Source organism: Verrucomicrobiota bacterium (assembly GCA_037139415.1).
Classification (GTDB): Bacteria; Verrucomicrobiota; Verrucomicrobiia; order Limisphaerales; family Fontisphaeraceae; genus JBAXGN01.
Genome location: JBAXGN010000227.1, coordinates 1 through 11,565 on the forward strand (window position 1 = coordinate 1; position 11,565 = coordinate 11,565).

Here is an 11,565-nt window from a genome sequence, read left to right on the forward strand (position 1 = left end):
CCGGACAATCATGACGCTTGTGATCAAATTCATCGCAGGGAACATATAAGGGTAGCTTGCGCCCCCTCTGCCCCCGCAACCAACCCTGGCCTGTGGTGACGCAATTCCTTCAGAATTGCTTCACCCCATCATCCGCCCGCGCGATTGACCTTTTGCCGGTTTGCTGCATGATGGCGGGGTCAGATATGAAGATTGCATTGATACGGCGTCAATTTTCCGCCACGGGTGGCGCGGAGTTGTATTTGCAGCGGTTGCTGGGCGCGCTGCAACAGGCCGGTCATGAGATACACCTATTCGCCGAGGCGTGGGAGCAGCCACCTGCCGGCATCCAGTTTCACGCCATTCCCGTCGAGGCCAGTCGCGCGTGGCGGGCCGTCCGATTTGCGGAAGGCGTGCAGCAGGCGCTGGCCGGTCAGCGGTTTGATTGCGTGTTCAGCCTGGAGCGGACGTTGCAGCAGGATGTGTATCGGGCGGGCGATGGGGTGCATCGCGTGTGGCTGGAGCGTCGCCGCCAGTTTGCCCCGTGGTGGCGCAAGCCGTTCATTGGCCGGGGCGCGTTTCATCGCCAGATGATGGCGTTGGAGGCGCGCACGTTCGATCCGGCCAACACCGGGCGGATCATTGTGAATTCCGACATGGTGAAGCAGGAGATTCTGCGGCACTTCAAATTTCCCGCCGAACGCATTCACCTGGTGCGTAACGGCATTGCGGTGGAGCGGTTCCAGAATGGCAAGCGCGAGGAAACCCGGCGGCGCTTTGGCTTCAGTGAAAAGGATTGCGTGCTGTTGTTCGTGGGGTCCGGCTGGGAGCGCAAGGGCCTGCAATACCTGCTCGATGCTGTCAAGATCATTGAGTACATGAAGCGCTTCGATGCCAATGGCATGATGCCGGAGAAACCGTTTCCGGGATTGTCCAAGCATCCCGCCATCAAACTGCTGGTGGTGGGCAAGGGTAAGCGTCCGCGGGGAACTTCGGCCAATGTGGTGTTTGCCGGGGCGATGGCGGATGTCGAGCAGGCGTATGCGGCAGCCGATCTGTTTGTATTTCCGCCGATTTATGAGCCGTCCTCGAATGTCGTGATTGAGGCGCTGGCCGCCGGGTTACCGGTCATCACCACCGCGCAGAATGGCGCCAGTGAATGGATTGCGCCGGGGGATAACGGCGCGGTGCTTTCCGAGCCTGATACGGGTCTGCTGGTGGAGGCGATTTGCCAATGGCTGCAAAAGTTGCCCCGCTTTGTGTACACAGACGCGGAGAGCGTCAGCCTGGAACGCAACGTCAAGGAGACCATGGCGGTGCTGGAGTTGGCCGCGCAGGGCAGGGCGGGGACGAAAGGAACTGCCATATGAAAATTTCCTTCTGCCTGATCACTCGCAACGAAGAGGCCAATCTGCCCCGGTGCTTGCAGAGTTGCGCGGACCTGGCGGATGAAATCGTGGTGCTGGATTCGGGCAGCACGGACGGCACGGAAGCCATTGCCCGCCGGTTTAACGCCCGCTGGTTTCACCAGGATTGGCTTGGCTACGTTGGCCAAAAGAACAAGCTCCTTTCATTGGCACAACATCCCTGGGTTTTCAGCATTGATGGCGACGAGGAACTTTCGCCGGAATTGCGCGCCGAGGTGCTGGCGGTCAAAGCCACTGAGCCGCCTGCCGAGATTAGCGGCTACGACATGCCGCGCTGTGTGCCATACGAGGGCCGCTGGATTCGCCATGGCGATTGGTATCCGGATCGTTTGGTGCGTCTCTTCCGCCGCGACCGTGCCCGGTTCGCCGGCGGCAAAGTGCATGAGCGCCTGGAGATTCAAGGCCGCATTCAGTCGTTTCAAGGCGAACTCTGTCACTATTCGTTCAAGAATGCGGCGGATCATTGGGCGCGTTGTCAGCATTACGCCCGGCTTTGGGCGGAGACGCAGGCAGAGCAGGGGCGTCGGGTTGGTCCGTTGGCACCGGTTCTGCACGCCATGTTCCGTTGGTGCCGGGGATACATTCTCAAAGCCGGTTTCCTGGATGGTCCGCAGGGCTGGCGCATTGCGAAGATCAATGCGCGCGAGGTGCATCTCAAGTATCGCCTGTTGCGGGCCATGAATCAGCACCGTTCCGGTCCTTCAGGAATTTCCCCTAAAAACAGTTAGTTTAACCACGGGTTTCACGAATCGCACGGATAGGACAAAGCACCTATTCCGCGCGTGGGTCAAAGGCGTCGCGCAGACCATCCCCTACGAAGTTCAACGCCAGGAGGGTGGTAATGAGCGTCAGCGCGGGAAAGATCAGCAGCCACCAGTAAATGCGGATGGGGTTGAGTTGTTGCGCTCCTTCCGCGATCAGCGAGCCCCAACTGGCCATCGGCGGTTGGATGCCCAGGCCGAGGTAGCTCAGGAACGATTCATACAGAATCACCGAGGGAACGGTCAGCGTGAGGTACACGATGATCACTCCGAGCGTATTCGGAATCAGGTGCCGCCATAAAATATGTGCGTGGCTGGCACCCATGGCCCGGGCGGCATCCACGAACGGACGCGTGCGCAAGGTCATGACCTGCCCGCGAACAATGCGCGCCATCGTCAGCCATGATACCGCGCCCAGCCCCACAAATAAAAACAGCAACCGTACCGCCGTGGCAGCCTGCGGTCCAAGCCGGTCGGTGATCCATGCTTTCACCACTGTTTCCAAGGTGGTGATGAGCACAATGACGAATACGATGGAGGGCAGGGCGTAGAGAATATCCACCCAGCGCATCATCAGCGCATCCCAGTGCCCGCCCAGATACCCCGCCACCGCGCCCCAAAAGACCCCGATCACCAGCGCTACTCCTGCTCCTGCCGCACCCACCAGCAGGGAGATGCGCGCGCCGTAAAGAATGCGTGCCAATTGGTCGCGGCCATGGACATCCGTGCCGCACCAATGGCGTCGGTTGGGCGGTTCGAATTGCGCGCCGGTAAATTGATCCGGGTGATGCGTCATGGCGGCGGGCAGCCAGTTTGCAATGGGTTGGCAACGCCCTAGCGGCCAAAGCAACACCACGAGCAGCAGCAACCCAAGGAATGCCAGTCCGACTTGCGCGGGGCGATTGCGGAAGAAGCGCCGCCACGCACGCTGGTTGGGTGAGAGAGGATTGGCTGCGCTCTCACTCATGTTTTACCCTCCGATCCAGCAGGCTGTAGCTCAGGTCCACGAGCAGGTTCAGCACCAACAGCAAGGCGGCGTACAGCAGCACCAAGCCGACCACCATGGTGTAATCTCGGTTCAGGGAGCCGTTCGTGAGAAACACGCCGATGCCCGGCAGGCAGAAAATGTTTTCCACCACGAAGGAACCCGTCAGCAGGTCCGCCAGCATCGGGCCGGAATAGGAAACCAACGGCAGCACCGCCACGCGGAAGGCGTGCTTGAGCAGGACGGTGTGTTCCGGCAATCCCTTGGCGCGGGCGGTGACGATGAAGGGCTCCTTCAATACGGTCGTCATCCCTTCCCGCACCAGGCGGGAGACGCGCCCGGCAAAATACAGGCCCAGCGCCACGGAGGGCAGTACGGCGTGCAACGGAGATTCCCATAAGCCCACCGGGAACCATTGCCAATGGATAGCCAGGCTCATTACCAGCAAGGGGCCAATGACAAATCCCGGAATGCAGAAGGACAGCAGGGCGAGGAAGCTGCCTGCATAATCGCCCCATTGCCCGCGCTTGACGGCGGTGTAGAACCCAAGCGGGATGCCGGTGCCCATGGCAAAGAGGAACGCCAGCAGACCGAGCGTGAGCGAGACCGGCAGCCCCTGCTTGAGAATGTCATTGATGGAATGCGCGCGGTAAATCATGGAAGGCCCGAGGTCGCCCCGGATCAACCCGCCTTGGAACCAAACCCGTTCACCGCGCTCGTTGTGCTCCCAGCCGATGCCGAGATATCGCAGGTATTGTTTGGTCACCGGTTCATCCAGGTGAAAACGCGCCCGGAGGTTCCGCTCGATTTCCGGGGAGGCGGGCTTGCGATCCTTGTCAAAGGGGCCGCCCGGCGCCAGGTGCAGCAGTGCAAACGCCAGGAAGCTGATGATCAGCAGCAGCGGCACCATGAAGACCAGTCGTTTGAGCAGGGTGATCATGAGGACGGAGTACGCCTCGGCCAGAGCCGTTTGAACCAATCCAGCACGGAACGTTTCTTTGGCGGGGTTTCCTTCTCGATGTAGCAGCACTCCCAGAGCGCCACCCGTACTGCGTTGAAAATTTGTTCATCGGCCAGGAGATTGAAGCTGGCGATGACTTCCGGCACGACCTGTTGCGATTGCATTTGCTGCGACATCCGGGATATTTCCCGGCGTCGCGCGGCGGATTGCTCGGAGCACAGCGCCACAAACCATTGCCGCAGTTCCGGATCTTTGCCAATGGCCTGTACCAACTGCGACAACCGCTCCAGCGCTTTGTCATCACCTTCAGGCATGAGGTGGTTTTAACGTATTCGCTCGCGCATGGGAAGCGGGGAATTGGTCATCGAGGCCAGAACCCATTTGGACTGCGGCGGCAAGGCGGGGGCGAAAGGGGCCTCGACGCCTTTGGCTGGCCACGTTGGAACGCTGGCAAGATCATGCCTGCTTCTTGATCCAGCCGCCGCCCACCACCAGGTCCGCTTGGTAAAACACGCACGCCTGGCCGGGGCTGATGGCGCGTTGCGGGGTGGTGAATTTCACGCGGGCCTGTCCATCGGGCAGGGGGGTCACGGTGGCTGGCGAGCCCAAGTGATTGTAGCGGATTTTGGCGGTGACTTCGAGGCTGGCCGGCGGCGTCTCAAACGGAATCCAATTGCAGCGTTCCACCAGCAGTTCGTCCTGGTCCAGGTGGCTGGCTGGCCCCACCACCACCCGGTTGTGCTCGGCATCCAGGTCCAGCACATATAACGGCTCGGGATGGGAAACCCGCAGGCCCCGTCGTTGGCCGATGGTGTAAAAAGCAATGCCCTCATGCTCGCCCAGTTTGCGCCCCTGCAAATCCACGATGTCCCCAATATGCTTTTGCACCAGATTTTCCTGTTGCAGAAATTTTCCGTAATCCTTGTCCGGGACAAAGCAGATTTCCATGCTTTCCGCCTTTTCCGCTGTGGGCAGGGCGTGCGTGCGCGAGATTTCCCGGGATTCAGCCTTGGTCATATCCCCCAAGGGGAACAGCGTGCGCGCCAGTTGCGTCTGCTTGAGCGTGAACAGGAAGTAACTCTGATCCTTCTTCAAATCCCGTCCGCGCTTGAGCCAGTAACGGCCGTCATGATTTTCCACGCGCGCAAAATGGCCGGTGGCGATGAACTCGGCATCCAACAGGTCCGCTCGCTTGAGCAACTGGGCGAATTTGACGTGCTCATTGCACAGCACGCAGGGATTTGGCGTGCGGCCCGCCTTGTACTCCTCCGCGAAATAGGTGATGACCTTTTGGCGGAACACGGGTTCCTCATCGAGGAAATAGAACGGCATGCCAAGGTTATGGCAGACGGTGCGCGCATCCGCGACCGCCTCTGGGCCGCAACAGGTCCGATCCCCCTGGGTGCCGCAGCCTTGCGGCCACAGTCGAAGGGTGATGCCTATGACCTCATAGCCCTGCCCGACCAGCAGGGCGGCGGCGGAGGATGAATCCACCCCGCCACTCATGCCGATCAGAACCCGCGATTTTTTTGTTTCCGTCACAGGCCGCTAAGATAAGTGTGGCGAAGAGCTGGCGCAAGTTTTGCAGAACGATTTTCCGGGCGGTGCAAAAAGGGGAACCCATCGTAAAAAGATAGGAGATGGAAGTCAGAACCCGAACAAATCAAATAATGGCTTATCAGTCACGAAAGCGACGTTAATTCGATAGCCCGCAAAACTCAACTCCCTTTAGAGCGATTTTAATAATGACGCAGTTGAGAAAATCAATATTTACCACAGTATTTGCGCTGAAATATCAGCGCCGACTGACGTCAACGGCTACGGGGATCAGGTGAAAAGTACTCCAAAAGTAGTCCAAAATTACACCGGTACGGGTGGTGTAGTGGGGTGGTTTTAAGGGAGTTTCGATTCATAAGTTATTGCAAATTAGCAGGTTGATTAATTGGCGCCGACTCACGTCGTCGGCTGCGTCGAGGGATGGTGGGGTAGTTTTGGAAACTGTGATGTTTTTGTGATGAAATAGATTTTTTCACACATTTTGTGATAAAAATGTGATAAAGTGAATTTTTTATCACAATTCCTTGACCGCGGAAGCGTAAAAGTCCGAAGACCGAAAGCCGAAAACCGAAAGAAATCCGAATTCCGAATATCGAACCCAGTTTTTGCAGAAAAATCCCCAACCAGAACATGGCAAAAAAATAATAATCGGAAGATAGAAGCTGGGGGGGTGGAGTTGGAATCCGCAGAAGATCGCGCATCACGCCAATAGACGCGAATTCGGATTTCGCAATTCGGGCTTCGGACTTAGTTATGTTCATTTCATTCATGAGCGCAAACATAACATGAGTTCAGCGAAGGTGGTTGCCTCCCGGAGGAGAAATAAATCCAATGAGGTGAAGAGCCTGAAGTTGGTAGGTGGCTGTGGTAACTAACTCCGAATCCCGCAGAAAAGCATCGGGATTATAAATCCTTGAAGAAAAATTATCGGACAACAGCAAAAAGTCAGCAAACTAAGTTTGCACAAACTAAGTTTGCGCGGCTTTGGCAATTACAGTTGGCAAGTCCTGCAACTTTAAACACACGTCAGTTTTCCATTTGCCAAATCCGCCATGGGTGTTGACGGCTATAATCCAGTCATTCAAATATCGCCGTTTCGTTTGGTCTTTCGGAGTATCCTGGCCTTTGATTTCCACAACCAAGCTGGTCCCGTTAGCCAACCTGATTAGATAATCTGGACGGAACTTGTGGAAGATCCCCGCAAATATATAGCTTACTTCAAACCCCAAATGGTCGTTCTTTGCCCACGCCGCCACATGCGGGTTGTGGTCGAGTTCGTAAGCCGCATGCGCTTCCCAAGTCGAATCCGCGACACATAAATTGATGTGTGACCGCTTCGCAGCCACCACTGGCTTGCCCGTAAACCAAGGCAGCATGTCCGCCGTTGAACGAATTGGCCGGTTGCTGTCAAATACGGGTTCAAGGGTCACGGTATTACCGAATCGGATTTGTTCGAATACGTGTTGGACGATGCGCGCCATGTTCAGAGTGAGCATCACCCGGCGCTTCATTTCATCTCGATAAAACAGCGGTGGATTAATCTCCAATTGTGGCGAAGCAATGAACTTTTCCACCAGCCGAATCACCTGCGCCAATAGGTTCTCCTTTGTGCCCCGCCAGCCAGGCTTCATCTGGTCGTAGATGTCACGGGCGACTTCAAAAACGATTTTCTGAAAGCGGAACCGCTCCGCCAATGCTGCCAAGTCAATTCCCGTCATGACTGCGAGGTTAGGCTTGCCTGCAACCACCGCCGCCATCTCTGCATTTTCGATTTTGTCAGTCGCGTTCAGTACCAGCGGTTCAATTTTCTGGGAGTCCAGTTCCAACTGCGGGCGGTAAACATGGTCAATGCGGATGATGTTAGGCCAACTTATCAGAAAACCGACCTTCTCCCGTGCCGGTTCAATCCGCGTCTTCGGTGGCGGTGGCGGCAAGGGACCGTCAGCGCCGCCTTCGTGCGGCAGGAAGGTGAACGGCACACCAAAAATGTTTACATACTCTGCCTCGAACAATTCTACTTCCTCTCCCGTGACCGGGTGCGGCACCTGCTTCACTTCGTAGCTCGTGCGGCGCAGCCCACGGCCCACCACCTGCTCGCAAAGCAACTGGCTTGAAAACGCCCGCAAACCCATGATGTGCGTTACTGTCTTGGCATCCCAGCCTTCCGACAGCATCCCTACCGAAATCACATTCTGAATTTTCTCGCCCGGTTCGCCAATCTTGCCCACGGTGTCCACGGTTTTACGTAACAGTTCCCCCTGTTCCGTTCGTGTCAGTTTCTTTTGCTTCGGTTCATCATCATTCTCGCCCGCGCTGTCCTCTGGCTGAGACTCGCCTTCTTCCGCCTTCGCCTCGGCCATGTCCAGTACCTTGGAGTCAATATGGAGAGTCAATCCAGGTTTGCACAATTCATCAATCAACACCTTCCGCTTGTCGAAAGCGTTCTTCACCCGGGCAGCGGTTTCTGTCCGGTTAGCAACGGTTATCATCACCGGAGGCGTTGCGTACCCGAGCTTCTTCCATGCCTGATACGTCGCCAACCAGTCTTTGCCTAAAAGTAGATAGGCGTTCATCACCAAGTCCGGCAACGGCTCAAACTCTTCCGCGCTGCGGTTCAAGTCATCCCTGACATGGTCATAGATATGATAGAGCTTGGATTTGTAGTTTTTTACGTCCGGCATTCCATCGTCGCGCACGACCACACGGGGGGTCTTCACCAACCCGGCTTCAATCGCGTCATTCAACCCGAAATCGCTGACAATCCAGCCAAACAAAGATTCCTCCGAGCTTTGCTTGCCGCTGGGCGAGAACGGCGTCGCGGAGAAATCGAAGCATCGCAAAATGCGCCGCGTCTTGTGAATCCGATCCAAGCCTCCAACCCACTTCGTTGCCTCTTCGATCAACTGACGGTCAATTTTGGCCTTCTTTGACTCCGGGTTGACGCGCCAGGCATGGTGCGCCTCGTCATTGATGACGAGGAGGTTGTTCACCTTGGCCATGTCGCCGAGCACTTCGCGCACGTAAGCCTCGTCACTTTTTGCGCCGCGCTTGTCCACGCTGCGCTTCTTCTTTAGTTTGTCGTCCGTTTCCCAATTCAGCACGTGCCAGTTGCGGATCATAACCTTACCCTGCCGCAACTGCTCGCGCAGACCCGGAGGCACGATGTCGAACTCGTCATAATAATTGCCCGGCCCGGCGGGAATCAGCACTTGCAACCGGCTTTTGACCGTCAAACCCGGAGCCACGATGAAAATGTGTTTTGAGAAACGGTCGTCTTGCGGGTACGTGACTTTGTTCAATACCTGCCACGCCACGAGCATGGCCATGACCACCGTTTTCCCGCTCCCCGTGGCCATCTTGCAACAAAGGCGCTGAAACGCTCCACCGTCCGACGGGATGATGATGCCGACACGCTCCGTAGCCGGGGCCTCCGTGAGCCAGATAAGCGTTTCCATCGCTTCAAGCTGGCAAAAAAAGAACCGTTGGCGCTCGTAACGCTCGGAGCCGCGCCAGTGTTCCAATAACCGCCGCGTCATGCCACTCACACCGGCGTAACCGCCTTCTCGCCATGCGTTCACGCGGGGACGAATCTGATTCACCAAGTCAATCGGGATGAACCGGCCGGGGTCATCAAATGCCTTGGAACTTTCCGACGCGATGATGTAACCCGCTGGCCGGCGCCCCGGCTTGAGCGAAAACTTCAGCGTCTCCCGGTGATAAAACCAATGATGCTCCGGCTCGTCGTATGGCGAGTTGACGATGAGATGCGTGATGCCTTTGCTAAGCATTTTGGTTTAGTGTTGGGGCGACAAGAAGCTGAACGGCTGTTGACGATTTGATGAAATCTGTGGTTTGCCCGCGTAACCTCCTAGTCTCGCTTCTCAAATCCCTGCGACGCCCAATTATATGAATTACGTCGTTTGTAATTAGATAGCAATCACCCCGACACGCAACATATACAAAAGCTCGGTCTGCGTGCTCATCAATTTCTCGAATCACTTCCCGAATTTTCCTCATCAATTGGTCGTCGGCATCAAGTTCCACTTCTATTCGAATATCCGTATTTAACCAAAGCTTGAGTAGGTAAGAAACAAAACCAATCTCGTTGGCGTTCCTAATCATTGGTACTAGCTTTTCCTCATATTCGTTTGAAATCTTTTTTGTACTGTCGATACAAAGCTTATAATTCAATTTTGCGAGATGAATGAGAAGCTGTTCAATGTGCGAATCTGGATTTTCTTGGGGATTCGTCAGATGAAGGAAAACATTCGTATCAATTGCAATTTTAGACATTTTTATTCGCCCCTAAGTCGAGTGCTTCAATTACATCCGCGCTGAAAAATTCCATTGGCAAACCTTGTCCCTTTGAACCCAAAGAGCCGTCAGGGTTGATGTCGAGATTTTTCACTACCACCGCGGGAAAATTCCCTTTTCTTTCCATCTCAAATTGCTGCATGAAAATCTCATAAGGGTGTATTCTGGGCTTTGAGCCTTTGCCAATGTCAAAGTAAGCAACCGAGACATCTGTTGTTGCTAACTCACCTTTGGAAACAAGTTTCCGCAGCCTTAATAATATATTCGGGCTATGCGTCTCAATGATGCTTGGGACTCCACGCTTTTTCCACAACTCCGCAAAAAACGAACCCAACTCTAGCTGTGCGGTGGGATGTAGCTGGGATTCCGGTTGCTCAACAATTAGTAATTGTCCTGCTGCATGCATTGCCCCTTGGACAAAAATCGGCAGGCATTGGCTAACTCCAAAACCAAACTCTGACAAAGAACAAAGGGCTTGCGTGTTTATGTTGCGACCTTTGATGTGGGTTAAAAGGTTGGACAATTTAGATTTAAAAATGAGCTTATCCACACCAGCTACGCTATGGGCAAATTTCTGAACGAAGTCGGCCTTGTCACGTAAATCAATGTTCGTAAAAAATTCCGCGAGATGCGGCATGGCATATTCTCCCCGGTGACCAACGTCATTGGGTGGCGGACTCCCGATTTGCACTGACTGTTGGGACTCCTCACGAATAGGGGAAAGGTGGCGGAATGAAAGAAACTCATGTCGTAGGGTGTCTAAGAATCGTTCAGAGGCAACGCCTTTTAATAGCTCGTTCAAGCTATCGGAGCGTTCATCGAACCGTAAAAAACTGACTCTACTCAGTTTGTCTGAGTATTTTCGGAAAAGAAAATTATTTGGCAATCTGCCCCATACTTCATGTGCCCCATATTTGAATTGGTTGCCGTAGTGGACACGGCCCTGAATCGAAAAATCAACGGATTCTGCTTCTTTGGTGATTGGAGGTTTTGGAAATTCAAGATGCAGTCGAAATTTATCAACCGTTTCACTCACGATTTGCGAATTTGCTGCTGTTCGCCACATGGATTGTATATCTCTTGATGGTAAATCTGACGTGAGAACATTGATTTTGAAGCGTAGCTGACTATCTCGCCAGCGGGGATCGCGGGTTTTTGTATGGCGCAAGTCCTTCCAAGTTCCAAGTTGAACGTGCTTGCCATCAGTCACAAAGAACTGGTCACTTTTTGATTCAAGCGACTGGCGTAACATAAGCAGGAATTTGATAAGCGATGATTTTCCTGCGCTGTTTCTGCCGATGAGGACCGTGATCGGACTAATACGGACATTAACTTCAGACTGAAACGCTCGAAAATTGCTAAGGCGTATGTTGGTTATCATGGCTTCAAAACTTGCTAGACGACTAGAATAATTTTTAGACTCTCAATGCCTCGATCGTCCACAATTTTTATGGCGACACGGCTATGTTTACCCAATTCAAAAGGAAGCGATACGGTACCACGATAGGCTTCGATGGCATCCTCATCAATTTCTGGTGCAGCCTTCGATCTTTGACAGGCCAGCGGGTGCAAGTCCCGCCT

General features: G+C 54.6%; 11 protein-coding genes. 2 read left to right on the forward strand and 9 right to left on the reverse strand.

From position 1 onward, the window contains the following. Positions 1-185 precede the first annotated feature (185 nt). Complete coding sequence (locus tag WCO56_26185) at positions 186-1,349, forward strand: glycosyltransferase family 4 protein (GenBank protein ID MEI7733088.1); 1,164 nt, start codon at positions 186-188, stop codon at positions 1,347-1,349. Next, positions 1,346-2,134, forward strand: a complete 789-nt coding sequence (locus WCO56_26190) for a glycosyltransferase family 2 protein (GenBank protein MEI7733089.1) — start codon at positions 1,346-1,348, stop codon at positions 2,132-2,134. The genes WCO56_26185 and WCO56_26190 overlap by 4 nt, the downstream gene beginning before the upstream one ends. Positions 2,135-2,177: 43 nt before the next feature. Here the strand turns inward: WCO56_26190 and WCO56_26195 are convergent, their stop codons facing one another. The 9 genes from WCO56_26195 to WCO56_26235 all read right to left on the reverse strand — a co-directional run. After that, the gene (locus WCO56_26195; GenBank protein ID MEI7733090.1) at positions 2,178-3,134 is read right to left on the reverse strand and encodes an ABC transporter permease; all 957 of its coding nucleotides are present in this window, start codon (positions 3,132-3,134) and stop codon (positions 2,178-2,180) included. Then, positions 3,127-4,131 carry an ABC transporter permease gene (locus WCO56_26200; GenBank protein ID MEI7733091.1) on the reverse strand — a complete coding sequence of 335 codons (1,005 nt, stop codon included), beginning with the start codon at positions 4,129-4,131 and terminating at the stop codon, positions 3,127-3,129. Before WCO56_26200 ends, WCO56_26195 begins: the two co-directional genes overlap by 8 nt. Then, complete coding sequence (locus WCO56_26205; GenBank protein ID MEI7733092.1) at positions 4,089-4,427, reverse strand: hypothetical protein; 339 nt, start codon at positions 4,425-4,427, stop codon at positions 4,089-4,091. The genes WCO56_26200 and WCO56_26205 overlap by 43 nt, the downstream gene beginning before the upstream one ends. 142 nt (positions 4,428-4,569) lie before the next feature. Beyond that, positions 4,570-5,655, reverse strand: a complete 1,086-nt coding sequence (gene mnmA / locus WCO56_26210; protein MEI7733093.1) for a tRNA 2-thiouridine(34) synthase MnmA — start codon at positions 5,653-5,655, stop codon at positions 4,570-4,572. Between the two features lie 374 nt (positions 5,656-6,029). Then, positions 6,030-6,452 (reverse strand): hypothetical protein, encoded by a 423-nt coding sequence (locus tag WCO56_26215; GenBank protein MEI7733094.1) that lies wholly within the window; start codon positions 6,450-6,452, stop codon positions 6,030-6,032. A gap of 186 nt (positions 6,453-6,638) precedes the next feature. Then, the gene (locus WCO56_26220; protein MEI7733095.1) at positions 6,639-9,458 is read right to left on the reverse strand and encodes a DEAD/DEAH box helicase family protein; all 2,820 of its coding nucleotides are present in this window, start codon (positions 9,456-9,458) and stop codon (positions 6,639-6,641) included. Further along, on the reverse strand, positions 9,451-9,963 hold the full coding sequence (locus WCO56_26225) for a hypothetical protein (GenBank protein ID MEI7733096.1): 513 nt from the start codon (positions 9,961-9,963) through the stop codon (positions 9,451-9,453). The genes WCO56_26220 and WCO56_26225 overlap by 8 nt, the downstream gene beginning before the upstream one ends. Beyond that, positions 9,956-11,365 carry an AAA family ATPase gene (locus WCO56_26230; protein MEI7733097.1) on the reverse strand — a complete coding sequence of 470 codons (1,410 nt, stop codon included), beginning with the start codon at positions 11,363-11,365 and terminating at the stop codon, positions 9,956-9,958. The genes WCO56_26225 and WCO56_26230 overlap by 8 nt, the downstream gene beginning before the upstream one ends. 14 nt (positions 11,366-11,379) lie before the next feature. Beyond that, the coding region (locus tag WCO56_26235; protein ID MEI7733098.1) for a hypothetical protein at positions 11,380-11,565 on the reverse strand (186 nt) is incomplete at its 5' end.

What these genes read in the sequence shown, in the direction of transcription:
- WCO56_26185 (MEI7733088.1), top strand. Translation starts at nt 186, where the DNA reads ATGAAGATTGCATTGATACGGCGTCAATTTTCCGCCACGGGTGGCGCG.
- WCO56_26190 (MEI7733089.1), top strand. Translation starts at nt 1,346, where the DNA reads ATGAAAATTTCCTTCTGCCTGATCACTCGCAACGAAGAGGCCAATCTG.
- WCO56_26195 (MEI7733090.1), bottom strand. Translation starts at nt 3,134, where the DNA reads ATGAGTGAGAGCGCAGCCAATCCTCTCTCACCCAACCAGCGTGCGTGG.
- WCO56_26205 (MEI7733092.1), bottom strand. Translation starts at nt 4,427, where the DNA reads ATGCCTGAAGGTGATGACAAAGCGCTGGAGCGGTTGTCGCAGTTGGTA.
- WCO56_26215 (MEI7733094.1), bottom strand. Translation starts at nt 6,452, where the DNA reads ATGTTTGCGCTCATGAATGAAATGAACATAACTAAGTCCGAAGCCCGA.
- WCO56_26220 (MEI7733095.1), bottom strand. Translation starts at nt 9,458, where the DNA reads ATGCTTAGCAAAGGCATCACGCATCTCATCGTCAACTCGCCATACGAC.
- WCO56_26225 (MEI7733096.1), bottom strand. Translation starts at nt 9,963, where the DNA reads ATGTCTAAAATTGCAATTGATACGAATGTTTTCCTTCATCTGACGAAT.
- WCO56_26230 (MEI7733097.1), bottom strand. Translation starts at nt 11,365, where the DNA reads ATGATAACCAACATACGCCTTAGCAATTTTCGAGCGTTTCAGTCTGAA.